Raw genomic sequence first — 22,223 nt, forward strand, 5'->3', positions numbered from 1 at the left:
CTCAGTCAAAACCCATCTCCGCTCGCAGTTCGCCGGGGCTGACGCCGCGGGCGCGCAGGTCGCGCAGCGTCTCGGCGTGGTCGCGCTTGGCGAAGCGCTTTCCATCGGGACCGGTCAACAGGCGATGATGGCGATAGATGGGCGTAGGCAGGTCGAGCAAGGCCTGCAGCAGCCGCTGGACGTGCGCGGCCTCGAACAGATCCTGTCCGCGGATCACGTGGGTGACGCCCTGCAGCGCGTCGTCGACCACAACGGCCAGATGGTAGGCGACCCCGACGTCCTTGCGCGCCAGCACGACGTCGCCGCCCGCCAGGCCGGGATCGATCGCGATGGTCCCATGCTCGCCGCCTGGGCCTTCGCCTTCCTCGACGAAACTCAGCGGCCGGCCGGCTAGGGCCTGCTCGGCGGCGTCGAGCGAGAGCCGCCAGGCGAAGGGCTGACCGGCGGTCAGGCGCTCGGCCTCCTCAGGCGGCGGCAGCGGCCCCCCGCGGAAGGTCTCGGCCCGCCCGTGCGGGGCGGTGGCGGCGGCCTGGGCCAGTTCCTTGCGGGTGCGGAAGCAGCGATAGGTCAGGTGGTCGGCGGTGAGCGCAGCGAGGGCGGCCTGATAGTCGTCGAGATGCTCGGACTGGCGGCGGACCGGGGTTTCCCAGGCGATGCCGAGCCAGTCGAGGTCCTCGTAGATGGCGTCCTCGAACTCGCGCCGGCTGCGGGTGACGTCGATGTCCTCGATGCGCAGGATGAAGCGCCCGCCCGCGGCGCGCGCGACCTCGAACGCGGTCAGGGCCGAGAAGGCGTGGCCACGATGCAGGTAGCCGGTCGGCGAGGGGGCGAAGCGGGTGACGAACACCCGGTCAGCTTTAGCCCTGCTTGCCGAAAATGCCCATGTGCTCGAACACGCCGCGCAGGAAGGCGTCGTCGCCGCCCAGCGCCTCCTTCAGGTGGTCGAACTGCCGGAAGGAAAACATCTCGGCCAGGCCGTGGGCCGCGCTCCAGGCCGCGGTGGTGGCCAGCTCGAGTTCCTGTTCGTCCATCGGGCCGGCGCCGGCCTCGATCAGGGTGTCGCGCACCTGGCAGTAGGCGCTGTCGTTCTGCGCGTGGACGTGCTCGGGCAGGCTGTCCTTGTCGCGCGAGCAGTCGTACATCACCCGATAGAGGGCCGGGTTGTCGCGGGCGAAGCGGACATAGGCGACGCCGAGCGAGGTGAGCTTGTCGCGCACCGAGGTCTGGCTGGCGCGGGCCTTAGTCATCTGATCGTTGAGCAGGTCCCACCCCTCGTGGGCGACGGCCTCGAGCAGGTCGCTCTTGTCCTTGAAGTGGTGGTAGGGCGCGGCGGGGCTGACCCCGGCTTCGCGCGCCACGGCCCGCAGCGACAGCGCCGTCGGGCCCTCGGACTCCAGCAGGCGCTGGGCCGCGTCGATCAGCGCGCGGCGCAGGTCGCCATGGTGGTAGGGGCGATTGTCGGCGGCTGCAGCTTCTCTCATGGCGGTCACTCTAAAACTGAATCTGGACGCCGTAAAGATCATCTTGACGGCGTTCAGATCGCTGTTATCTTAGCGGTGTTCAAATTACAAAACCCTCGCTCCCCCGAGGGTTCCAACTTGGAAGGTGTGTGTGATGTCTCTCGCTCGTTTCCATCGTTTCGAACGTCTCTTCGACCGCATTGCGCCGGTCGTGCTGATCGCCCTGAGCGTCAGCCTTGCGGGCGCTACGCTCGCTGTCGGCGCGTAACGGCCGACCTTCCAGTCAGTGTCGAAAGGGGGCCGGCTTCGGCCCCCTTTTTGTTGCGCCATCCTCTAAGGGCAGGGCCTTATCCTGTCTCGGGGAGGGGCGGATGTCTCGCGATCTACTTGGCGACATGTTCGGCGCGCTGGCGACTGATCGCCAGGAGGCGGCGCGCGCGGCGTTGCGACAGGTGGCCGGCCGCCGATCGATATCCAGCCTCTCGTCGGTATCGGGCGGTGCGTCCGGCGCAGCAATATTCCGCGCCGAGATCGAGGGGCGGAGCTATCTGCTGCGGGTGGAGGGCGCCGAGCTTCCGGGCTTGCCGCGCAATCCACATCGGCACGAATGCGCGCGGCTGGCCGCCGAGGCCGGAATCGCCCCGGCCATTCGCCGTCTCGACGAGACGTCTGGGGTCATGGTGACCGACTTCGTCGAAGCGCAGCCATTGGAGGCGTTTCCAGGAGGAGAGCTGGCGCTGGCGCAGGCGCTCGGCGAGCTTGTCCGTCGGGTCCAGTCCGGTCCGGCGTTCCCGCCGCTGGTCGACTATCTGGAATTGATGGAACGACGGCTGGCAGGTCTCGTAGCCTCTGGGCGTTTCGTCGCCGGGGTCCTGGACCCCTATGGTGAGCGTCTCGCGGCGATCCGGCTGGCGCGGCAGGACGAGCCGCCGTCGCTGGCGCCGAGCCATAACGACCCCAATCGCGGGAACATCCTGTTCGACGGCCAGCGGCTTTGGCTGATCGACTGGGAGTCAGCCTACCGCAACGATCCCTTCGTCGACGTCGCGATCATGCTCGACAGCCTGGCGACCGGCCCTGCGTTCGAGGCTGGCCTGCTGGAGGCCTGGCTCGGCCGGTCGCCGAACGCGACCGATCGGCGGCGGCTCGAGCTGGCCCGGTCGCTCGCGCGTCTCTACATGGCCTGCTTCCTGCTCGACATCGGACCGGCGGCGGCTGCGGCCTCCGCCGTCGATGCGCCGGACCCTGCCGACGTGCGGCGGGCGATCATCGCCGGCAGGCTTGCCCCGGGCACGCCCGAGACGGCGCAGGCCCTGGGGCGGGTCTATCTGAGCGGCTTCCTGACCGGCGAGCCCTTGCCGGGTCTGGCCGCGTTTAGATTTCGGCTTATCTAAACATCGTCCAGATGGACCTGGGCCGGCGCCGCCGCCCCGGATCAACCAAGGGAGTGCAGATCATGACCATCCTCAGCCAACTCGGCCGCATATTCGACGCCAGCGTCAGCGTCGTGTTCGTCGCCATCAGCCTGGGCCTGGCCGGCGCCACCGCCGTCGTCGGCGCCTGATGCTTGGGCAGCGCGCCCCGTCCGCCGGAAGCTGCGCGTGCGGATGGGGCCGCCGAGCTTCATTTCATGGAGCTGTCTCAAAAACCGGCCTATAATTCCCTGGCTACGGGAATTCCCCCAGTGGGCGATTCGCCGAGCGCTCGGATCGCGAAAGGGGGCCTGTCTTCAGTCTCTACGCGTACGACATAGGGGGGACCGCCCCCGCCCGGAGGGCCGACCATGCAGGTGCTTAACCACCCGCCGTCCGGCTGGCCCTGCCTTGTGCTGAACGCGGACTTCCGTCCCCTCAGCTACTATCCGCTGTCCCTCTGGCCGTGGCAGGAGGTGATCAAGGCGGTGTTCCTCGATCGCGTCGACGTCGTCTCGACCTACGATCAGGAAGTCCACTCTCCATCCTTCGCGATGAAGCTGCCCAGCGTGGTGTCGCTCAAGCACTACGTGCCGCAGGATCGGCCGCCGGCCTTCACCCGTTTCAACCTGTTCCTGCGCGACGCCTTCAGCTGCCAGTACTGCACGGCCGGCGAGGACCTGACCTTCGACCATGTGGTGCCGCGCTCGCGCGGTGGGCGCACGACCTGGGAAAACATCGTCACGGCCTGCGCGCGCTGCAATCTGATGAAGGGCGGGCGCACTCCGCACGAGGCGCACATGCACCCGTTCAACACGCCGCGCCGCCCGAGCGCCCACGAGCTGCAGGAGCGCGGCCGCCGGTTCCCGCCGCATCACCTGCACAAGAGCTGGCTCGACTACCTCTACTGGGACATTGAGCTGGAGGCCTAGATCAGCATCGAGTTCGGCGGCAGGCCGATCAGGCTGCGGCCGTGCAGCTCGTTGGCGGTGTCGACGTCGAAGACGACGTGGCTCGACAGCACGTTGAGGTCGCGCACCGAGCGTTGGAACGGCTGGTCGAGCATCTGGGCGCTGGAGCCGGCGGATTCGCCGAGCAGCGCCACGGCCTCGCGGCAGATCGAGACGGCGTAGGCGATCAGGGCGCGGGTGCGCACTCGTTCGGCCACCTGCTCGTCGCCTTCCAGCGCGCCGGCCGCGACGTTGTCGCGCCCGGCCTGGCGGATGACGCCCTCGGCGGCGTCGATCATGGCGGCGGCACGGCCGAGCCGCATCTGGGCGGCGGGCTTGTCGCCCTGGCTGGATAGCCCCCCCATGCGGACGTGGCCGGCCAGCCGCTCGCGATAGGCGGCCAACGCGCAGCGCGCCGCCCCGACCGCCGAGATCGCCGCGGTCATCGCCAGGAACGGCAGCATCGGCATGCTGTAGATCGGGTTCGCATAGCCGCGCGAGCCGGGCCCTCGGCCGGCGGCGATCAGATCGAACCGCGCGGTCCGCGCCTCGGGCACGAACAGGTCCTGGACGACGATGTCGTTGCTGCCGGTGCCGACCATGCCGGCCACCCGCCAGGTGTCGAGCACGCGGGCGTCTCCCGCCGGCAGCAGGCAGCTCAGCAGCCGCGGCGGCCCCTCGTCGCCGGTCAGCAGGGCGCTACCGACGATCCAGTCGGCGTGCATGACGCCGGTGCCCCATTTCCAATGGGCGGTGATCTTGTAGCCGCCCGGCACGCGCACCGCCTTGCCGGGCGGGGCGCTGACCACGGGGGCGACGACATAGGGATAGTCGCCGCCGAACAGCGCCTGCTGGGTCTCTTGTGGGAAGTGGGACAGGAACCAGTTGTGCTCGGCGCAGAACGAGGCGGCCCAGCCGGTCGAGGGGCAGGCCTCGGCGACCGGCAGGCTGATGTCGACGAACTGGTCGATGGTGACTTCCAGCCCGCCGAACGCCTTGGGCACGAACTGGTAAAAATAGCCGGCCGCGCGCAGGGCGTTCCAGATCTCGTCGACCGGGCGGCGCAGGCGCTCGGCGTCCGCCGCGGCCGCGGCGATCCGCGGGGCCAGCGCCTTCATCCGCTGCACCAGCAACTCAGGGGTCAGTTCGGCGAGCGCCTGCGCCGAGAGGAAGTCGCCGCCCGTCGGGATGCGGCGGTCGGCCAGCGGCGGATCGATGCTGTCATAGCTCATGGCCGGCCTCAGGCGACCGGCGGGGCGGTGTAGGAGGCCATCTTGGTCAGCACCTCGTCGGGCGTGGCCAGCAGCTGCTCGTAGACCGCCTTGGGATAGACCATGTGCGGCATCGCGGGATCGTAGGGCGGCTGCGGCACCGGGGAGGGGCCGTCATAGGCGGCCGGCGCCTTGAAGCGGGCGGCCTCAGCGTCCGAGATGCCGGCCTTGGCCAGCACCGCCGGGTCGATCCAGGCGGCGGGGTCGAGCGTCTTTTCCGACGTCGCCACCTCCAGCGTCATCTGGTCGGGGCCGGCGAAGTAGATCGACTTGCACATGCCGTGGTCGATCGGGCCGATGACGTTGACGCCCTTGCTGCGCATGCGGTCGCGCATGGCCAGGAGGTCGGCTTCCGTCTCCACGCCGAAGGCCAGGTGCTGCAGCGTGCCCGCGGCGCTGGGCAGGGCGCCGGAACCGGCGTGCGTGCGGCCCAGCTCGATCGGGATGTCGGCCACCGCCGGCAGCTGCACGATCGAAAAGTAGCAATGGTCGTTCAGGCGCAGGAAGGCGTGCAGCCCGCCGGGCACGCCGTGCATGTCGAACAGCGCCACCAGCGGACAGCCCATGACCTCGGAGAAGAAGGCGATGTGCTTCTTGATGTCCGCGGCCATGAAGGCGAGGTGGTGAATGCCGTTGGGTTGCTGGCTCACTGGGCTTCCTCCCGGGCTCTGCGGCCCTTTTCAGTCAGGAAGCCGCCGAGGACGGCCTCCAGGATCATCTCGTCGTGGATCTCGCGGGCGGCGGCGACGTCGCAGTCGAAGGTCGTCCGCATCATCGGCGCCAGGTTGATCACCCCGGCCGCGGCGGTCTGCAGCGTCACCACGATCTGTTCGGGCGGGTAGGGCAGGAGGTCGCCGGCGGCGACCGCCTCGGCCGCGATAGCCGCCAGCCGGCGGTTGCGCGGGCCGAGCAGGTGGCGGTCCAGCCAATCCAGCCGCTCGCCCCCGGCCATGCCTTCCAGCGCCACGATCCGCCCCAGCGCCGGGTGCTTCCAGCTGATCTGCAGGAAGAGGCGCATGGCGACCCGAAGCTGGGTCAGGGGCGGGGCGTCGGCGGCGGCCTCGATCAGCCGCTCCTCTTCCTGGATCACCGCGCGCAGGCCGAGCATGGCGCTGCGCCAGAGGTGGGCCTTGTCCTCGAAGTGATAGTGCAGCGCCGGCTGCGACACGCGCGCGGCCTTGGCGATGCCGCCCATCGTCACCCGCTCGAAGCCCAGCTGCGAGAATTGGTCCAGCGCGACCGCGCGGATGCGCGCGGCGGTGGCTTCGCCCTTGGTCGTCGCGGCCCATTCACCGTCGTGCGGCATGACGATTGACTCTGTAATCAGCTTTTCTGATTTTGTAGTCAGAAATTGAGGGCGCCACAAGCCGCGCCCCAGGGGAGGGACAGATGGCGGTCGTTCGGGAGGCCTATGGCTTCGTCCACGCGGACAAGAGCCGGCTGAAGGAGGTCTATGGCGGGCCCACCGGCCAGGTGTTCGTCGAATGCATGCGCGTTCGGCCGGACGTCGGCGAGTCCAAGACCGTCATCCTGTTCAGCCACCCGGTCGGCGGCGGCTCGTTCCTGCCGCTGGTCTCGGCCCTGGCCCGCGCCGGGCGGCACGTCGTCTACTGCAACCCGCGCTATCGCGGGAACGACACGGCGCTGATCATGGAGAAGTGCGTCCTCGACCTGGGGGCCTGCATCGCCGATCTGAAGACCCGCTTCGGCTACGAGAAGGTGGTGCTGGGCGGCTGGTCCGGCGGCGGGTCGCTGTCGCTGTTCTATCAGGACCAGGCGCAGACCCCGACCATCACCCACACGCCGGCGGGCGACGAGGTCGACCTGGTCGGGGCCGGGCTGCAGCCGGCCGACGGCGTCCTGCTGCTGGCCGCGCACATCAGCCGCTCAGTGACCATGACCGAGTGGCTCGACCCCTCGATCCTCGACGAGACCCGCCCGTTCGAGCGCGATCCCAGCCTCAACCTCTACGATCCGGCGTTTCCCGAGACGGCGCCGTACTCCGAGGCCTTCGTGCAGCGGTTCCGACAGGCGCAGATCGACCGCAACCGCCGGATCACCGCCTGGGCCAAGGCCCAGCTCGCCGAGCTGAAGGCGGCCGGCGATCCGGACGCCGAGCGCTGCTTCGTGGTGCAGGGCACGATGAGCGACGTGCGCTGGACCGACCCGACCCAGGACCCGTCCGACCGCCGGCCGCACACTTGCTATCTCGGCGATCCGAAGATCGTGAACGACGGGCCGGTGGGGCTGGGCCGCTTCACCACCCTGCGCTCGTGGCTGTCGCAGTGGAGCTATGACGAGAGCCGGGCCAACGGGGTGGTCAATGCGCGGCGGATCTCCTGCCCGGTGCTGGTGGTCAACAACACCGCCGACCTCGCCTGTACGCCCAGCCATGCCCAGCGCCTGTTCGACGCCACCGCCTCGGCCGACAAGAGTCTCGTGCATATCGAGGGCGCCGACCACTACTACGCCGAGCGCCCCGACCTGTTGCCGCGGGCGACGACCGCGATCGGAGAGTGGCTGGACGCGCGGGGCTTCTAGGCGTTCGCTTCCGACGTCTCGGGGTTTCGCCCGATGCCACCGGCGGCACGTCGGCCTGTAGCCTGAGCATCCAAGGCCTCCGCGGACTGGCGCGCAGGCCGTCAGTTCGCGATGGGCGCCATCGCTGTGCCGACAGGGTGAGCCCCGATGTCCGTCGCGGATGCACTTGCGCTCGTCAAACGCCTGATCATCCTCAGCTGCATGCTGGGCGTGATGTGGCTCGGGGTCTGGATCGCCCCGGCCTTTGGCCAGGAAGCGGCCCCGCCGACACGGCCGAAGATCGGTCTGGTCCTGTCGGGGGGCGGGGCGATGGGCATGGCCCACGTCGGCGCCATCCAGACGCTGGAGAACCTCGGCATCCGGCCCGACATGGTGGTCGGAACCTCGATGGGGTCGATCGTCGGCGGCCTCTACGCTTCGGGCATGAGCGGCGCCGAGCTCGAGCACGCCATCGAAACCATGGACTGGGATCTGATCTTCGACGCCTCGCCGCCGCGCGAGGGGCTCACCTATCGCGAGAAGCAGCTGCAGGCCGCGTTTCCGGTCAAGGCCAGCGTGGGACTCGCCGGTGCGCGGCTACGCAGACCCGACGCGCTGATCTCGGACGCCAACCTCTTGCTCGAGCTTCGCCGACTGGTGCGGATGCGCGCCGCCGTCCCCACCTTCGACGACCTGCCGATCCCGTTTCGGGCCGTCGCGACCGACATCGAGACCGGCAAGAAGGTGGTGCTTGATCGCGGCGAGCTGGCCGGCGCGATGCGCGCTTCGATGTCGGTGCCCGGCGTATTCGCGCCCTATAGCCTGGATGGCCGACTGCTGGTCGACGGCGGGATGTCCGACAACGTGCCGATCGACGTCGCGCGCGAGATGGGGGCCGACATCGTCATCGTCGTGGCCACCCAGACGCCGATGCTGCCGGCCGACCAACTGCGCAGCCTCGGCGGGATTCTCGGCCAGACCGTCACCATGCTGATCCTCGCCAACGAACGCCAGCAGCTGGCGACGCTGAAGCCTGGCGACGTGCTGATCAGCGTCAACACCGGCGACCTGACCGCTGCGGATTTCAAGCGCGGCGCGGAGTTCATCGCGATCGGCAAGGCCGCGTCCGAGAAGCAGGTCGCCGGCCTGCAGCGCATCGCAGCGCTTGGCCCGTCGCAGCCGGCGATCAGCATCGCCAAGCCGCCGCCGAACATCGACTACGTGAAGGTGGAGAACGACTCCCGGCTTTCGGACAAGATCCTCCTGCGGCGGGTCGAGCCGTTCGTCGGCAAGCCGATGGCGCCTGACGAGGTCGGGACGGCCATGCGCGACATCTACGCCATGGGCATGTTCTCCCGTGTCGACTACCGGATCGAGGAGGGCGCGGACGGGCGGACCGGCCTAGTGGTCAACGCCGTTCAGCGGCCCGGCGACGCCAACCGGCTGCGCCCCGGCGTCGCCATCGCCGCCTCCAGCGAGAGCGGCACGGAGTTCGACTTTTCCGCCGAACTGCGGCTGGTGCAGCTGGACAGCTACGGTTCGGAGGCGCGCTTCGTCGGCGCGCTCGGTGAGCGCACCCTGTTCTCGGCCGAGTATTTCAAGGTGCTCGACAGCTACCAGCGCTGGTTCGTGGACGTGATGGGCTCGGTGCAGAAGCGCCCGATCAAGGTCTACAACGACACCGGCTTCCGGCTGGGCGAGTACGACGCCTCCTACGGCCTGCTCTCGCTGGCCCTGGGACGGCAGTTCGGGACGATCGGAGAGTTGCGGGCCGGCGTCGACCTCGGGACCGGATCGGCCTCGCTGCAGGAAGGCGAGCTGACGCCGAGGGACGTCGACCTCGATTGGGGACAGCTGGCCTTCGCCGCCGGCGCCGACACCTTGGACAATCCGTACTTCCCCAGTCGCGGCATGAGCGGGCGGCTGCAGTGGAACGTCGGTCTGGAGGCGCTGGGCAGTCCGACCGGCTTCCAGACCCTGCGGCTGGATGGCCTCTATGCCGTCAGCTGGGGACGCCAAACCCTCAACTTCAATGTCTCCGGCGGCGATACGGTCCAGGGCGACCTGCCGTTGGCGTCGCTGTTCACCCTGGGCGGACCGTTCAGCTTCCCCGGCTATTCGGTCGAGGAGCTGACGGGCGAGACCTTCGCGGTCGCGCGCGGCATGTACCGCTACAAGCTCACCGACAGCTCCCAGAGCCTGATGAGCGTGCCGCTCTATGCCGGAGCGACGCTGGCGGTCGGAAACGCTTGGGCGCGGCATGGCGATGCGCAGGCCGACGATCTGCGCGTGGGCGTCAACCTGTTCCTGGCGGCCGACACCCTGATCGGCCCGGTGTTCATCACCGCCGGGGCCGCCGACGACGGGCGCACGGCCCTCTACTTCTTCATCGGCAAGCCGTTCTGAAGGGGAACCCCGCCGCGGGGCGGGCGGTTGCCTCGGTGGAGGCAGCGACCGTCATGGCGTAGGCTAGACATACCCAGGACGGGGATCGGGCGGAGGCGCGGCCGCGCTCGCGGTTGGACGGCCATCGGGCGATCCTGTGGATCCTGGCCCTCGCGTTCGCGGTGTTCGTCGTGGTGTTCCTGACCAGCCCGAAGGAGGCGGCCGATCCGGTGACGGGGACGCCGCCGGGCGAGGCCCCGGCGGCGCAGCCCTGAGGTCTATTTCGCCGGCAGGACCCGCTGGGCGACCATCTCGCGGCCGGCGCGGCTGATGCCGTAGAGCACGCCGCGGTCGCTTTCGTCCCAGTCGATGGCCTGGCCTTCGGTGGCGACGCCGATGGTGTCCAGGTGGTCGAGCACCGCGCCGCCTTCGGTCGGCAGGGCCAGGACATAGAGCTCCGGGTGGTCATGGCCGGTGATGTAGAGCTTGCCGTCAGGACCCCAGGCGCCGCCCGACGAGCTCATCGGCTTGAATCGGTCGAGCACCGACTGTGGGAAGCTCCAGCTCTGCGTCTGACGCCAGTCGTCGTCGAGGCGGACCAGGACCGAGTGGCGGTGGTCGCGCGGGGCCTCGCCGCCCTTGCCGTCGTAGTTGGCGAACGTCGCCCACCAGGCGCCGTCCTTGCGGTCGACCCAGGTGATCGAGCCGCGGCCGGGTCCGAGGGCGACCGTGCGCAGGTGCTTCATGGTCGCCGGATCGAAGAATTCCACAGCGCTCCAGTGCGGCACGGCTGGGAAGTTCGAGCTGGCGCAGACCAGCTCCTTGGCGATCACCGCGCAGGAGTTGATGTGCGGGTAGCGGGTCGGATCGCCCTTCCACTCGGCCAGCTTGGCGCCGGTCTTCTTGTCGTACTTGGCGATGGTCGAGTTGGCGACGGCGTAGACGTGCCCGGCGTCGACCGCCACGCCTTGCCGCGCCTCGGGGGCCGGGTAGCGGCGCAGCACCTCGGCCGTGCGGGACGGCGCGGGAGCGGCGGCCTCGTCGGCCAAGGCGGCGGCCAAGGCGGGGGCCGAGGCGGCGAGCGCCCCGGCCAGGATCAGCGAACGGATCATCCCCCGCCTCCTAGAAATTCACCGCCGCGCCGACCCAGTAGGTGCGGCCGTAGTTCGCCCACTCCTGCAGGTAGCGGCGGCCAGGGCCGGTCACTTCCTGGCGGCCGGTGTTGGACAGGTTCTGGCCTTCGACAAAGACGGTGAAATGGTCGTTGAAGCGATAGGACAGGCTGGCGTCGAAGACGTGGCGGCCTTTCCAGTACTGGTCGGAGTTCGGGCTGGTGTCGTTGATCGTCTCCAGCTGGCCGCCGATATAGTTGTGCGAGACCCGGGCCTCGAAGGGGCCGCGCTGGTAGTAGATCGACTCGTTGGTAGTGATTTCGGGCTGCTGGAACAGGCCCGTGACCCGCGGTCCGGCCGAGGTCAGGAAGGTGAACTCGGTGTCCAGCCAGGTGACGTTGCCGTTGAAGCCGAAGCCGTCGAACGGCGCGGGCAGGAAGGTGAAGGCCTGCTGCACGGCGAACTCGACGCCGCGGATCTTGGCGCTCTCGGCGTTGCGCGGGGTCGAGACCATCACGCTTTCCGGGCCGCGGCCGACGTCCAGGGTCTCGGTCGAGGACAGGGTGAAGATCTCGTTCTCGATGTCCTTGGAGAAGACCGCCAGCGAGACCATGCCGTCCTGCGGATAGTATTCGACCGACAGGTCCAGGCCGCGGCTTTCGCGGGCCTTCAGGTTCGGGTTGCCGCGCGACAGGGTCGGCTGGCTGCCGTCGAAGTTCAGGCCTTCGGTCGCCGCCAACGACTCGTAATCCGGCCGGCCGATGGTGTTGGTCCAGGCGGCGCGGACGATGACGTCCTCCCGCGGCTTCCACTCCAGGTGCAGGCTGGGCATCCAGTTGCCGTAGGAGCCGGAATTGCTGACCGGGGTCAGCGCCCCGCCGGCGGAGCGCACGGCGTCGGATTCGACCTCGGTGCGCTCGTACCGAACGCCGCCGAGCACCGTGAAGTCGCCCCACGAGTAGCTGGCTTGGGCGAAGGCGGCATAGATGTCTTCCTGGACCTTGTAGTCGCCCGTCGGGGCGGCGGTGGTGGTCGTGAAGCGGCCGCGGTTGGCGTTGAAGAAGTCCATCGCCGCGCCGGCGTCGATGCGAGGCGACAGCAGGTAGCGGCCGGCGATCAGCTCGCTGGGGCCCGGCTTGTCGACCTCGGCCAGGGTGTACACGAAGCCCGAGCCGGCGCGGTAGTTGGTCTGGCTCGAGTTGAACTCGCGCTTGGTGGTGCGCAGCAGGCCGCCGAACTTGGCCTTCAGATTGCCGTCCGCGTTCCCGTCGTCGAAGGCCAGGTCGAAGCGCGCCTGGGCGGTCTTCTCGTCGGTCTTGGTCAGCGAGTCGCGATGCTGTTGCAGCAGGTAGTTGGCCGGGTTGCGGGCGGCCGCGTCGTTGACGGGCGTGAACACCGGGAACAGCGGGTTGGTGGTGTCGTAGTTGAAGGCGTAGTTGGCGCCCTGGGCGTCGACGGTGCGGAACTCGACCGAGTGGTTCGGCACTTCCAGCCCGGCCTGCGAATAGACGAGGTCGCCGCTGGCGGTCCACTCCGGAGCGAAATCCCATTCGAAGCCGCTGCGCAGCAGGCCGATCTCGCGCTTGGTGATCGGCTGGTTCAGCTGGATCACGCCGCGGCCGCGGGCGAAGTAGCCGCTGGTCTGGGTCTGGTTGGCGACATTGCCGAGCGGCTCGAGGCGGTACTCGATGCGCTCCTCGTCGTCCTCCATGCGCGAGAACAGGCCCGCGGCCTCCCAGCGGAAGCTGTCGGTCGGCCGATACTCGATCTTGGCGTTCACGCCGCTGCGCTGCTTGGTGTTGTTGTACCAGAACAGCCGCTGGTAGGTCGGCACCTGGATGCCGTTGCCGAGCGGCGAACCGGAGACGACCGGGGCGCCGGCGGCGGTGTATTCGCGCACCGACGGGCTCTGCGATTCGACCTGCGGGATATCGTAATCGAGCTGCTCGTGCGAGGCGCCGACGACCACGCCCCACTGGTCGGCGTCGCCGAAGGTCGTGCCGGTGGCGAAGGCCAGGCGGTAGGACGGCTTGTCGTTGCGCACGCCGCCGCTGAGCTCGTAGTCGCCGTACGAGGCCATGCCGTTGAAGAACGGGCGGCCCATGTCGAAGGCGCTGCGGGTGGTGACGTTGATCACCCCGCCGATGGCGTTGCCGTCGTTCTCGGGCGTCACGGTCTTGATGACTTCCAGGCGGCCGGCCATCACCGAGGGAACGATGTCCATCGGCACGGTGCGGCCGCTTTCATCGACCGAGGCGACCAGGGCGCCGTCGATGGTGGTGCGGTTGTAGGTCGAGCGCAGGCCGCGGATGACCGGGAAGCGCGGCTCGCCTTGGTCTTCCATCACCGAGATGCCGGGGATGCGGCGCAGGGCGGCGGCGGTGTTGTGGTCGGGCAGCTTGCCGATGTCGTCGGCCGAGACGACGTCGGCGACCACGAACGACTCGCGCTTCACCTCGATGGCGGCCCGCTGGGCTTCGCGTTGGCCGGTGACGACGAGTTCCTCGACGGCGGCCTCGTCATTGGCGAACGCCGGAGTCGACAGCGCCGTACCGGCGAGCAGAAAAGCAAGGCAACCCGTGATACGCGGGACAAAAGGCATGTGCACCCCCGAAGAACTGGAACTGGCGCGGACCAGTAGGGAGGGCGCACGACGGTCCGGTGACGGGCCTATGAACGGAATGCGAAACCGGTCAGGCCTGGTTGAGCCAGAACAGGGCCAGCACGAGCTGTGCGATCAGGATCGCCAGCAGGGCGCCCGCAAAGGGCTGTTTGCGGGTCTTGTGGCGAAAGACCTGTTGGGCGAGCGCCGCGCCGAGGCCGCCGCCGGCCAGGGCGAGGGTGAGCAGAGCGCGCTCGGGGATCCGCCGCTCGCCGCGCCGGGCGCAGGACTTGTCCCATCCCATCGCGGCGAAGGCGGCCAGGTTGGCCAGCGCCAGATAGCCCAGGGCGGCGATCACTCGGGCGCGCGCGCCTCGCGCCACATGGCCCACATCTCGGGCGCGTCGGGGGTGGCCCTCAGCACCTCGACCACCTCGAAGCCGTGGCGGCGGTAGAGCGGCACGTTGGCGGGGCTGGAGCTTTCCAGATAGGCGGGCAGGCCCTTGGCGTCGACGCGGGCCAGGCCCGCGGCCAGCAACCGCGAGCCGACCCCCAGGCCCTGGGCGTCCGGCCGCACGCCCAGGAACCAGAGATAGGCGTGGGGCGGGGCCTTCGGATGGTGGGCGTCCATCATCCGGCGCATGGCCGAGATGCGCGACAGGCGCGAGAAGCCGGTGGCGCCGATGATCCGGGGCAGGGCGCGCAGCTCCTGCAGGAAAGGGGCCGGCCCGAGGCTTTCGGAGGGCAGCCAGATCGAGGCCGCCCCGCCGCCGGCCGGGCGGAACACCTCGCCGTCGGCCAGGCCCATGGCGATCAGCGCCTGGAACAGCTTCAGCCGCGCCGCATCGTGCCGGGCGTCGGCGCGCAGGAACCAGTTGAACACCGGGTCGGTGGAAAAGGCGGCCGAGAGGTCCTGGGCGACCGCGCCGATGTCCGCCATGCCGGCGGCGACCGGGGCTTCGGCGCCCCGGCGCAGGTCCAGGATCTCCGCTTCGGTCATATCTTCTCGCTGATCTTGATGGCGGTGCGGCAGCCGGCTCGGATCACCGCGGCCAACAGCGGATAGCCGGGCGCCTCGCGCGCGCCTTCTTCGAGGGCGTGGTCGCGATGGGCGATCTCCTCGTCGCGGAACTTGGTCAGTTCGGCGGCGAGTTCGGGCTCGCGGCCCTCCAGCTCGGTGATCTGGGCGGCGTAGTGGCGCTCGATCACGTCCTCGACCGCCTCGGTGCAGGCGTGCGCGGCCTTCTCGCCGAGCAGGGCGGTGCCTGCGCCCAGCGCGAAACCGGCCACGCGCCACAGCGGCGCCATGGCGGTCGGGCGGACCTTATGCTCGTTCAGCAGCTTGTCGAAGCGGGCCAGATGGTCGGCCTCGTCCTGCTCCATCTCCGCCAGTTGGCCGGCGATACGCTCGCGGCCCTTGCCGGCGCGCAGGACCGCCAGCTGGCCGCGATAGATGTGGACCGCGCCGAGTTCGCCGGCATGGTCGACGCGCAGGATCTCGGCCAGGCGGCCGGTCATCGCGCCGACGCCGGGGCGCGGGGGGATCGGCTTGTCGCTCATGACGGCTTCCTTTTCTCGTGACGCACGGCCAGCAGGCTGAGCGCGGTCAGGCCCAGCGAGGCCAGGGCGTTCCATCCGGCCATCGACAGGCCCAGGAACACCCAGGCGGCCTTGTCGCAGGCCGGGGGCGCGATCTTGGCGCCGCCCAGCAGGTCGGCCATCTGGCCGGCGCTGACCGAGCCGCCGCCGCCCGAGCAGGCGGTGGGGCCGGGCCACCACTTCCACTCGACGCCGGAATGATAGACCGCCAGGCCGACGCCGAAGGCGAACACCGCCGCCAGCGCCGCGTCGAACGCCCAGCGCCAGCGCGCGCCGGCGGCCATCCGCGTGACCAGCATCCCGGCCAGGGCCAGGCCCGCGGCGACCCAGTAGACCTCGCGCGCGCGCAGGCAGAGCGCGCAGGGGGCCAGGCCGCCGAAGGTCTCGAAGGCGTGGGCGATGGCCAGCATCGCCAGCGAGGCGACCAGGGCGGTCAGCCGCCAGCGTTCGAGGAAAGGCTTAAGCAACGCGCTCATCGGCGGGATATGACCTCAAAAGCTTCACCGCCCCAAGCGATCAGATGAGCACCTTGAGGACCACGATCAAGCCGACCAGCGCGATCAGGCCGAGCGTGCCGTAGAGCGCCATGCGCTTTTCGAACTCGGCCAGCATGGCCGGGCCGAAATACTTGAGGATCGCGGCGACCGCGAAGAACCGCAGGCCGCGGGTCAGGACCGAGGCCCAGATGAAGGTGACGAGCGAGAACTGCGCCAGGCCCGCGGTGATGGTCACCAGCTTATAGGGGATCGGGGTCGCGCCCTTGATCAGGATCACCCACAGGCCCCAGTCGGCGAACCACTTCTCGAACGCGGCCTTGCCGTCCGGGTGGCCCATCAGGTTCAGCAGCCACATGCCGACCGGCTCGAGATAGAAGCCGATCGCGTAGCCCAGCAGGCCGCCCACCACCGAAGCGGCGGTGCAGATGCCGGCATAGACGAAGGCGCGGTCCGGACGCGCCAGCACCATCGGGGCCAGCATCACGTCCGGCGGGATCGGGAAGAACGAACTTTCGGCGAAGGAGACTACCGCCAGGCTCGCGGGGGCATGGCGAGATCCGGCCAAACCCATGACCCAGTCGTACAATTTGCGAAACATGCTGATCCGGCCCGACGTTCGTCGCCTTGCTAGCAGGCCGCTGGGCGCTTGTCTCGGGCCGCGCGCTCAGGCAATTCCATCCTCATGCGCCTCCTTACTCTCGCCGCGGCGATCGCAACGCTGATGACCAGCCAGGCCCAAGCCGCCCCGCCACCCGCGCCCAAGTGGGCGATCGTCGTGCACGGCGGCGCCGGCGTCATTGAGCGCAGCCAGCTGACCCCCGAGCAGGAGAAGGCCTATCGCGCCGCCATGACCCGGGTGACCGAGGTCGGCGCCAAGGTGCTCAAGGACGGTGGCTCGGCGATGGACGCCATCGAGGCGACCATCCACCTGCTGGAGGACGATCCGCTGTTCAACGCCGGCCGCGGGGCGGTGTTCACCGCCGAGGGCCGCAACGAACTGGACGCGGCGATGATGGACGGCCGGAGCCTGAAGGCTGGCGCCGTCGCCGGCGTCACCCGCACCCGCCATCCGATCTCGCTGGCCCGGGCGGTGATGGAAAAGTCGCCGCATGTGATGTTGATCGGGGCCGGGGCCGACGCCTTCTCCAAGGCTCAAGGGTTGGAGCAGGTCGATCCCAGCTACTTCTTCACCGAGCGCCGCTGGAAGAGCCTGGAGAGTTTCCTGAAGGCCAACAACCTGCCGATCCCGCCCAAGCCGGCGGGCGGCGCGCCCGATCCGGCCCAGGGCCTGGCCCACGACGAGGGCAAGAAGGGTACTGTCGGCGTCGTCGCCCTCGACAGCCATGGCGACGTGGCGGCCGGGACCTCGACCGGCGGCACCACCGGCAAGCGCTGGGGCCGGGTGGGCGATGCTCCGATCATCGGCGCCGGCACCTACGCCTCGAACGCCTCGTGCGCGGTCTCGGCGACGGGCACGGGCGAGTACTTTATCCGCCTGACCGTGGCGCGCGAGGTCTGCGCCCTGGTCGAGCTGAAGGGCATGAGCCTGCAGGCCGCCGCCGACCAGGTGGTCCAGAAGCAGCTCACCGCCCTGGGCGGCGACGGCGGCGTCATCGCCGTGGCCCCCGACGGACAGATCGCCTGGAGCTACAACACCTCGGGCATGTACCGGGCCAGCGCCGCCGAAGGCCGCCCGTTGACGGTGGGCATCTATAAGGACGAGCCCTAAGTTAGGGCCATGGCCCATATCGACCCGCAACTCGACCTGACCGAAGCCGCCGACGAGGAGATGGAGCGCGCCTGCGCGCTCAGCCGGCGCGACATGGCCGCCTGCACGCCCTGGGGCGACACCTACGAGGGCTATACGCCGGCCGGCCGCGACGTGTGCTTCGAGCGCAATTATTTGTGGGTCGACGAGCCGGGCGGAGACATCTGCGTCGAGGTCGTGGTCTACTTCCCCGAAGCCTACGAAAACGGCGTGCGCGTGACACGTACGGTGGGCCGGGAGGAATGAATGAAGCTCGCCTCTCTGAAGGGGGGACGTGACGGTCGTCTGGTCGTCGTCTCGCAGGACCTCGCCTGGTGCGCCGATGCGGGCGCGATCGCGCCGACCTTGCAGGCCGCGCTGGACGCCTGGGGCGATATCGAGCCGCAGCTGCGCGGCCTGGCCGAGAGCTTGGAGCACGGCTCCATTCCCCGCGAACGGTTCCATGAGCACGAGGCGGCCAGCCCCTTGCCGCGAGCCTACCAGTGGGCCGACGGTTCGGCCTATGTGAACCATGTCGCCCTGGTGCGGAAGGCCCGCGCCGCTGACATGCCGGGCAGCTTCTGGACCGATCCCCTGATGTACCAGGGCGGCTCGGACGGGTTCCTCGGCCCGCGCGATCCGATCCCGCTCGCCGACGAGGCATGGGGCTGCGACATGGAGGGCGAGATCGCCGTCGTCACCGGCGACGTGCCGCTGGGCGCCAGCCGCGAGCAGGCGCTGGCGGCGATCCGGCTGGTGATGCTCTGCAACGACGTCTCGCTGCGCAACCTCATCCCGGGCGAGATCGGCAAGGGTTTCGGCTTCTTCCAGTCCAAGCCGGCCTCGGCCTTCTCGCCGGTGGCGGTGACGCCCGACGCCCTGGGCGAGGCCTGGAAGGACGGCAAGCTGCACGGCGCGCTGGAGGTTGAGCTGAACGGCGCGCCGCTGGGCTGCGCCGACGCCGGGGTCGACATGACCTTCGACTTCGGGACCCTGATCGCGCACGCGGCCAGGACCCGGGCGCTGGGCGCGGGCACGATCATCGGCTCGGGCACGGTGTCGAATCGCGGTCCCGACGGCGGTCCAGGAAAAACCATCGCCGAAGGCGGCGTCGGCTATTCCTGCCTTGCTGAGTTGCGGACGGTGGAAACAATCGCCCAAGGCGGCCCCAAGACGCCGTTCATGAAGGCGGGCGACGTGGTGCGCATTGAGATGCGCGACGGGCGGCGGCATTCCATCTTCGGAGCGATCGAGCAGCGCGTGGCGGCCTCATGACCGGACCATCCCACATCGTCGAGGGCGACCAGGCGGCCGCGTCGCTGCAACTGGACGCCTATCTGCCCTATCGATTGTCGGTGGCCTCCAACGCGGTCAGCGGCCTGATCGCGCGGGCCTATGAGGATAGGTTCGCGCTCAGCGTGCCGCAGTGGCGGCTGATCTGCGTGTTGGCCGAGGACGGCGGCAAGACCCAGCGCGAGATCGTCGACCGCACGGTGATGGACAAGGTGACGGTCAGTCGGGCGGCCCGCGGCCTCAGCGCCCGGCGGCTGATCGGCCGGTCGGAGAACCGCGCCGACGGACGCTCGCACGTCCTGAGCCTGACCGAGGAGGGGCGGCGGCTGCATGCGGAAATCGCGCCGCTGGCGCTGGCCTACGAGGCGGCCTTGATCTGCGGCCTGGCGCCGGCCGAGGTCGCCCAGCTCAAGCGGCTGCTGGCGCGCCTGCAGCACGCGGCCGGAACTCTGGCCGGCGGCGCGGCGCCGCTCGCCGATCCGGGGCTGACCGGGCTCTAGCTCAGTGCGCGGTGGCGGCCTTCAGGCCCCACCGGTGCGAACCTTCACCGAAGCGCAGATGGAAGCCGTAGAGCGCGCGCCGGGCCTCGTCGCGCCAGATCTCCTCGAAGGAGACGATCACGGCGCTTTCGAAGTCTTCCGGGATGTTCTTCACGTCCACCCCGACCTCGCGCGCCACATTGGCGATCACGTCGCGCCGGTGGGCTTCGCCACCGAAGTACAGGAGCGTCTCGCGGATGCGCTCGACAAGATGTTCGCTCGTCGGACGCTTGGCGGCCTTGCGCCGCGGTTGCTTGAGAGTTTGGTCCATTCTAGTCCCCACCCAATGATGGAAAGCTAGAACCGCCGGTTTATCGGAGGGTTAATCGCCGTGCTTAATATCGCCTTCAGGTTGAGGGGGCGTCAGCCCCCTCCGAGCGCCACGGCCGTGTGATAGACGATGAACGAGGCGAGGTAGGCCAGCGTCACCATGTAGCCGAACATCACCGTCGGCCAGACCCAGCTGTTTGTCTCACGCTTCACCACCCCCAGGGTCGGGGCGCACTGCGGCGCGAAGATGTACCAAGTCAGGAACGACAGGCCGGTGGCCAGCGACCAGTGGTCGGCCAAGGTCGAGGCCAGGGTCCCGACGTTGTTCTCGGCGTCGCCCACCGCATAGACCGTGCCCAGGGTGGCGACCGCCACCTCGCGCGCGGCCATGCCGGGGATCAGGGCGATCGACATCTGCCAATTGAAGCCGATGGGGGCCAGGACCGGCTGGATGAAGTGGCCGATCATGCCGGCGAAGCTGTAGTCGATGGCCGGGCCGGTGGCGCCCTCCGGCGGATAGGGGAAGGTCGACAGCACCCAGATGATGATCATCATCGGCAGGATGATGCGGCCGGCGCGATTGATGAACATCTTCGCGCGCAGCCAAAGATTGCGCAGCACGCTCTTGGGCTCGGGCAGCTTGTAGGTCGGCAGCTCCATCAGGAACGGCTCGACGGTGCTGCGCCAGAAGATCCGCCGGGTGACGAACGAGACGAGCAGGGCGCTGAGGATGCCCGTGGCGTAGAGCCCGAACATCACCAGGCCCTGCAGGCTGAACAGGCCCCAGACCTGGGTGTTGGGAATGAACGCCCCGATGATCAGGGTGTAGACCGGAATCCGCGCCGAACAGGTCATCAGCGGCGCGACCAGGATGGTGGTGATGCGGTCCGCCTTGGAGTCGATCACCCGCGTCGACATGATCCCCGGGATCGCGCAGGCGAACGACGACAGCAACGGGATGAAGGCCCGGCCATGCAGGCCCGCTCCGCCCATGATCTTGTCCATCAGGAACGCGGCCCGGGCCATGTAGCCAAGGTCTTCGAGCATGATGATGAAGAAAAACAGGATCAGGATCTGCGGCAGGAACACCAGCACGCTGCCGACGCCGGCGATCAGGCCGTCCGAGACCAGGCTGTGCAGCAGTTCGTTGGGAATATACTGGCCGACTGCGACGCCCAGCCAGCCGAAGGCGGCCTCGATGGCGTCCATGGCCGGGGTGGCCCAGGTGAACACCGCCTGGAACATCAGGAACAGCAGGCCGAGCAGGATGGCCAGGCCGGCGACAGGGTGCAGGAGCACCGCGTCGATGCGGCCGGTCCAGGTGTCGGGATGCTCGGGCGGGCGCACATAGGTGCGCACCAGGCGCTGGGCCTCGGCGTGGGCCTGGCGGATCTCGGCGGCGTTCGGCTCGCGCCAGACATTGTCGGCGGCCAGATGGCCGGCCTCGACCAGGGCGTCGACCTGGGCGAGCAGGTCGGAAATGCCGCGCTTGCGGGTGGCCACGGTGGTGACGATCGGGGCGCCGATCTCGCGCGAGAGGCCCTCGATGTCGATCCGCAGGCCCTGGCGCTGGGCGATGTCGTACATGTTGAGCGCCAGCACCATCGGCCGCCCGACCTGCTTCAGCTCCATGGCCAGACGCAGCACCAGGCGCAGATTGGTGGCGTCCGCGACGCAGACGACGATCTCGGGCGGCATCTCGCCGGCCAGGCGGCCGAGCACTGCGTCGCGGGTCACCGCCTCGTCCGGGCTGCGGGCGCGCAGCGAATAGGTGCCCGGCAGGTCCAGCACCATCAGCTGGCGGCCGGCCGGCGAGGTGACGACGCCTTCCTTCCGCTCGACGGTGACGCCGGCGTAGTTGGCGACCTTCTGGTGCGAGCCGGTCAGGGCGTTGAAGAGGGCAGTCTTGCCGGAGTTCGGATTGCCGACCAGGGCGACGCGGGCCGGGGACAGGGTCTGGTTCATGCGGGGCGCTTGCCCAGCAGCACATAGACATCCTCGGCGTCGCGGCGGCGCAGGGCCACGCGCATGTCGTCCAGCCGCACGGCGATCGGATCGCGGCCGATGGCGCCCTCGTGGATCACCTCGATGTGCGCGCCCTCGACAAAGCCGAACTCCAGCAGCCGGCGCTGCAGTTCCTCGACGCCGACGCCGTGCGCGGTCGAACTATGCTCGGCGCGGACTTCGAAGATGACCCCGGCGTCCCCGACGGACGCTTCGCTCAGGCGCACGACGGCGCCCTCCGTGGCGGCTCCAACGGCCGCCGGCCGGGTCGAGATATTGTTCATCCAGAAATCCCTACGCGCACTCTTGAGAATGATTATCATTTGGCCGCGGCCCCGTCGAGAGCTTTGCTCGGCAGCCGCCGCGGCCCTGCCTGTGTCGCCCATTCCGCGTGGTCGCATGTCGTTGACGAGACGCGGCGCGCTCGCCACATAAGCCCTGTCCGGCACGATCGATCGACGCTTGCTCCGCCTGATCAACGGAGCCGTCGGCGACACTCTGCAGGACCGCCCAGAACGTGCGGCAGCGGCCTCGGAAACCGCCTTGTCCCCCTCCTCGGGATG

At 69.2% G+C, this 22,223-nt stretch carries 23 protein-coding genes and 1 pseudogene; 9 read left to right on the plus strand and 15 right to left on the minus strand.

Features of this window, described 5'->3' with window-relative positions; translation table 11 throughout:
- Position 1: 1 nt before the first annotated feature.
- Both gluQRS and OUA97_RS04830 read right to left on the minus strand, forming a co-directional pair.
- Positions 2-847 carry a tRNA glutamyl-Q(34) synthetase GluQRS gene (gene gluQRS, locus OUA97_RS04825; protein WP_267230685.1) on the minus strand — a complete coding sequence of 282 codons (846 nt, stop codon included), beginning with the start codon at positions 845-847 and terminating at the stop codon, positions 2-4.
- 10 nt (positions 848-857) lie between these two features.
- A complete protein-coding gene (locus OUA97_RS04830) occupies positions 858-1,481 on the minus strand; it encodes a TetR/AcrR family transcriptional regulator (protein ID WP_267230686.1) in 624 nt (207 codons plus the stop codon).
- Positions 1,482-1,831: 350 nt separating this feature from the next.
- Here OUA97_RS04830 and OUA97_RS04835 point away from each other — a divergent pair, with 350 nt between their 5' ends.
- Both OUA97_RS04835 and OUA97_RS04840 read left to right on the plus strand, forming a co-directional pair.
- Positions 1,832-2,854: a phosphotransferase gene (locus tag OUA97_RS04835; RefSeq protein WP_267230687.1), complete on the plus strand. Its 1,023-nt coding sequence runs from the start codon at positions 1,832-1,834 to the stop codon at positions 2,852-2,854.
- 389 nt (positions 2,855-3,243) lie between these two features.
- Positions 3,244-3,804 carry an HNH endonuclease gene (locus tag OUA97_RS04840; RefSeq protein WP_267230688.1) on the plus strand — a complete coding sequence of 187 codons (561 nt, stop codon included), beginning with the start codon at positions 3,244-3,246 and terminating at the stop codon, positions 3,802-3,804.
- On the opposite strand, the gene OUA97_RS04845 is transcribed toward OUA97_RS04840, so the two are convergent.
- The 3 genes from OUA97_RS04845 to OUA97_RS04855 are packed head-to-tail and all read right to left on the minus strand — an operon-like array spanning position 3,801 to position 6,399.
- Positions 3,801-5,054 (minus strand): hypothetical protein, encoded by a 1,254-nt coding sequence (locus OUA97_RS04845; protein ID WP_267230689.1) that lies wholly within the window; start codon positions 5,052-5,054, stop codon positions 3,801-3,803. The two genes, OUA97_RS04840 and OUA97_RS04845, sit on opposite strands and share 4 nt — an antisense overlap.
- Before the next feature lie 8 nt (positions 5,055-5,062).
- Complete coding sequence (locus OUA97_RS04850; RefSeq protein ID WP_267230690.1) at positions 5,063-5,743, minus strand: VOC family protein; 681 nt, start codon at positions 5,741-5,743, stop codon at positions 5,063-5,065.
- Positions 5,740-6,399, minus strand: a complete 660-nt coding sequence (locus OUA97_RS04855) for a TetR/AcrR family transcriptional regulator (RefSeq protein ID WP_267230691.1) — start codon at positions 6,397-6,399, stop codon at positions 5,740-5,742. Before OUA97_RS04855 ends, OUA97_RS04850 begins: the two co-directional genes overlap by 4 nt.
- An 83-nt stretch (positions 6,400-6,482) precedes the next feature.
- Between OUA97_RS04855 and OUA97_RS04860 the strand changes: the two genes are divergently transcribed.
- The 3 genes from OUA97_RS04860 to OUA97_RS04870 all read left to right on the plus strand — a co-directional run bounded on the left by OUA97_RS04860 (position 6,483) and on the right by OUA97_RS04870 (position 10,273).
- The gene (locus OUA97_RS04860; protein ID WP_267230692.1) at positions 6,483-7,634 is read left to right on the plus strand and encodes an alpha/beta hydrolase family protein; all 1,152 of its coding nucleotides are present in this window, start codon (positions 6,483-6,485) and stop codon (positions 7,632-7,634) included.
- 147 nt (positions 7,635-7,781) lie between these two features.
- Entirely contained in the window at positions 7,782-10,019 is a 2,238-nt protein-coding gene (locus OUA97_RS04865; protein ID WP_267230693.1) for a patatin-like phospholipase family protein, read from the plus strand.
- A gap of 113 nt (positions 10,020-10,132) precedes the next feature.
- Entirely contained in the window at positions 10,133-10,273 is a 141-nt protein-coding gene (locus OUA97_RS04870; protein ID WP_267230694.1) for a hypothetical protein, read from the plus strand.
- Positions 10,274-10,276: 3 nt separating this feature from the next.
- Here the strand turns inward: OUA97_RS04870 and OUA97_RS04875 are convergent, their stop codons facing one another.
- From OUA97_RS04875 to OUA97_RS04905, 7 genes and pseudogenes are all read right to left on the minus strand, one after another.
- Complete coding sequence (locus OUA97_RS04875; protein WP_267230695.1) at positions 10,277-11,110, minus strand: hypothetical protein; 834 nt, start codon at positions 11,108-11,110, stop codon at positions 10,277-10,279.
- Between the two features lie 10 nt (positions 11,111-11,120).
- Positions 11,121-13,673: pseudogene (locus OUA97_RS04880) on the minus strand (TonB-dependent receptor); the annotation flags it as partial.
- A 130-nt stretch (positions 13,674-13,803) separates the two neighbouring features.
- Entirely contained in the window at positions 13,804-14,070 is a 267-nt protein-coding gene (locus OUA97_RS04885; protein ID WP_267230696.1) for a DUF1294 domain-containing protein, read from the minus strand.
- Positions 14,067-14,711, minus strand: coding sequence for a GNAT family N-acetyltransferase (locus OUA97_RS04890; RefSeq protein WP_267230697.1), 645 nt, complete (start codon positions 14,709-14,711; stop codon positions 14,067-14,069). Before OUA97_RS04890 ends, OUA97_RS04885 begins: the two co-directional genes overlap by 4 nt.
- Entirely contained in the window at positions 14,708-15,271 is a 564-nt protein-coding gene (locus OUA97_RS04895) for a demethoxyubiquinone hydroxylase family protein (protein WP_267230698.1), read from the minus strand. The genes OUA97_RS04890 and OUA97_RS04895 overlap by 4 nt, the downstream gene beginning before the upstream one ends.
- Complete coding sequence (locus tag OUA97_RS04900) at positions 15,268-15,786, minus strand: disulfide bond formation protein B (protein WP_267230699.1); 519 nt, start codon at positions 15,784-15,786, stop codon at positions 15,268-15,270. Before OUA97_RS04900 ends, OUA97_RS04895 begins: the two co-directional genes overlap by 4 nt.
- A 40-nt stretch (positions 15,787-15,826) precedes the next feature.
- Positions 15,827-16,405: a YqaA family protein gene (locus OUA97_RS04905; RefSeq protein ID WP_267230700.1), complete on the minus strand. Its 579-nt coding sequence runs from the start codon at positions 16,403-16,405 to the stop codon at positions 15,827-15,829.
- 84 nt (positions 16,406-16,489) lie between these two features.
- Here OUA97_RS04905 and OUA97_RS04910 point away from each other — a divergent pair, with 84 nt between their 5' ends.
- The 4 genes from OUA97_RS04910 to OUA97_RS04925 are packed head-to-tail and all read left to right on the plus strand — an operon-like array spanning position 16,490 to position 19,347.
- Positions 16,490-17,536 carry an isoaspartyl peptidase/L-asparaginase family protein gene (locus OUA97_RS04910; RefSeq protein ID WP_267230701.1) on the plus strand — a complete coding sequence of 349 codons (1,047 nt, stop codon included), beginning with the start codon at positions 16,490-16,492 and terminating at the stop codon, positions 17,534-17,536.
- A gap of 9 nt (positions 17,537-17,545) precedes the next feature.
- Positions 17,546-17,821 (plus strand): hypothetical protein, encoded by a 276-nt coding sequence (locus OUA97_RS04915; protein WP_267230702.1) that lies wholly within the window; start codon positions 17,546-17,548, stop codon positions 17,819-17,821.
- Entirely contained in the window at positions 17,822-18,829 is a 1,008-nt protein-coding gene (locus tag OUA97_RS04920) for a fumarylacetoacetate hydrolase family protein (protein WP_267230703.1), read from the plus strand.
- The gene (locus OUA97_RS04925; RefSeq protein ID WP_267230704.1) at positions 18,826-19,347 is read left to right on the plus strand and encodes a MarR family winged helix-turn-helix transcriptional regulator; all 522 of its coding nucleotides are present in this window, start codon (positions 18,826-18,828) and stop codon (positions 19,345-19,347) included. The genes OUA97_RS04920 and OUA97_RS04925 overlap by 4 nt, the downstream gene beginning before the upstream one ends.
- Position 19,348: 1 nt before the next feature.
- On the opposite strand, the gene OUA97_RS04930 is transcribed toward OUA97_RS04925, so the two are convergent.
- The 3 genes from OUA97_RS04930 to OUA97_RS04940 form a co-directional block, all read right to left on the minus strand.
- A complete protein-coding gene (locus tag OUA97_RS04930; RefSeq protein WP_183772262.1) occupies positions 19,349-19,657 on the minus strand; it encodes a hypothetical protein in 309 nt (102 codons plus the stop codon).
- A 92-nt stretch (positions 19,658-19,749) separates the two neighbouring features.
- Positions 19,750-21,621: a ferrous iron transporter B gene (gene feoB / locus OUA97_RS04935; RefSeq protein WP_267230705.1), complete on the minus strand. Its 1,872-nt coding sequence runs from the start codon at positions 21,619-21,621 to the stop codon at positions 19,750-19,752.
- Entirely contained in the window at positions 21,618-21,944 is a 327-nt protein-coding gene (locus OUA97_RS04940; RefSeq protein WP_267230706.1) for a FeoA family protein, read from the minus strand. Before OUA97_RS04940 ends, feoB begins: the two co-directional genes overlap by 4 nt.
- Between the last annotated feature and the right edge of the window lie 279 nt (positions 21,945-22,223).

The organism is Phenylobacterium sp. 58.2.17, from assembly GCF_026411515.1.
Lineage (GTDB): Bacteria > Pseudomonadota > Alphaproteobacteria > Caulobacterales > Caulobacteraceae > Phenylobacterium.

Coding starts and splice junctions, on each gene's coding strand:
- OUA97_RS04830 (WP_267230686.1), bottom strand. CDS start 1,481: ATGAGAGAAGCTGCAGCCGCCGACAATCGCCCCTACCACCATGGCGAC.
- OUA97_RS04835 (WP_267230687.1), top strand. CDS start 1,832: ATGTCTCGCGATCTACTTGGCGACATGTTCGGCGCGCTGGCGACTGAT.
- OUA97_RS04840 (WP_267230688.1), top strand. CDS start 3,244: ATGCAGGTGCTTAACCACCCGCCGTCCGGCTGGCCCTGCCTTGTGCTG.
- OUA97_RS04845 (WP_267230689.1), bottom strand. CDS start 5,054: ATGAGCTATGACAGCATCGATCCGCCGCTGGCCGACCGCCGCATCCCG.
- OUA97_RS04855 (WP_267230691.1), bottom strand. CDS start 6,399: ATGCCGCACGACGGTGAATGGGCCGCGACGACCAAGGGCGAAGCCACC.
- OUA97_RS04860 (WP_267230692.1), top strand. CDS start 6,483: ATGGCGGTCGTTCGGGAGGCCTATGGCTTCGTCCACGCGGACAAGAGC.
- OUA97_RS04865 (WP_267230693.1), top strand. CDS start 7,782: ATGTCCGTCGCGGATGCACTTGCGCTCGTCAAACGCCTGATCATCCTC.
- OUA97_RS04875 (WP_267230695.1), bottom strand. CDS start 11,110: ATGATCCGTTCGCTGATCCTGGCCGGGGCGCTCGCCGCCTCGGCCCCC.
- OUA97_RS04890 (WP_267230697.1), bottom strand. CDS start 14,711: ATGACCGAAGCGGAGATCCTGGACCTGCGCCGGGGCGCCGAAGCCCCG.
- OUA97_RS04895 (WP_267230698.1), bottom strand. CDS start 15,271: ATGAGCGACAAGCCGATCCCCCCGCGCCCCGGCGTCGGCGCGATGACC.
- OUA97_RS04900 (WP_267230699.1), bottom strand. CDS start 15,786: ATGAGCGCGTTGCTTAAGCCTTTCCTCGAACGCTGGCGGCTGACCGCC.
- OUA97_RS04905 (WP_267230700.1), bottom strand. CDS start 16,405: ATGTTTCGCAAATTGTACGACTGGGTCATGGGTTTGGCCGGATCTCGC.
- OUA97_RS04910 (WP_267230701.1), top strand. CDS start 16,490: ATGCGCCTCCTTACTCTCGCCGCGGCGATCGCAACGCTGATGACCAGC.
- OUA97_RS04915 (WP_267230702.1), top strand. CDS start 17,546: ATGGCCCATATCGACCCGCAACTCGACCTGACCGAAGCCGCCGACGAG.
- OUA97_RS04920 (WP_267230703.1), top strand. CDS start 17,822: ATGAAGCTCGCCTCTCTGAAGGGGGGACGTGACGGTCGTCTGGTCGTC.
- OUA97_RS04925 (WP_267230704.1), top strand. CDS start 18,826: ATGACCGGACCATCCCACATCGTCGAGGGCGACCAGGCGGCCGCGTCG.
- OUA97_RS04930 (WP_183772262.1), bottom strand. CDS start 19,657: ATGGACCAAACTCTCAAGCAACCGCGGCGCAAGGCCGCCAAGCGTCCG.
- feoB (WP_267230705.1), bottom strand. CDS start 21,621: ATGAACCAGACCCTGTCCCCGGCCCGCGTCGCCCTGGTCGGCAATCCG.
- OUA97_RS04940 (WP_267230706.1), bottom strand. CDS start 21,944: ATGAACAATATCTCGACCCGGCCGGCGGCCGTTGGAGCCGCCACGGAG.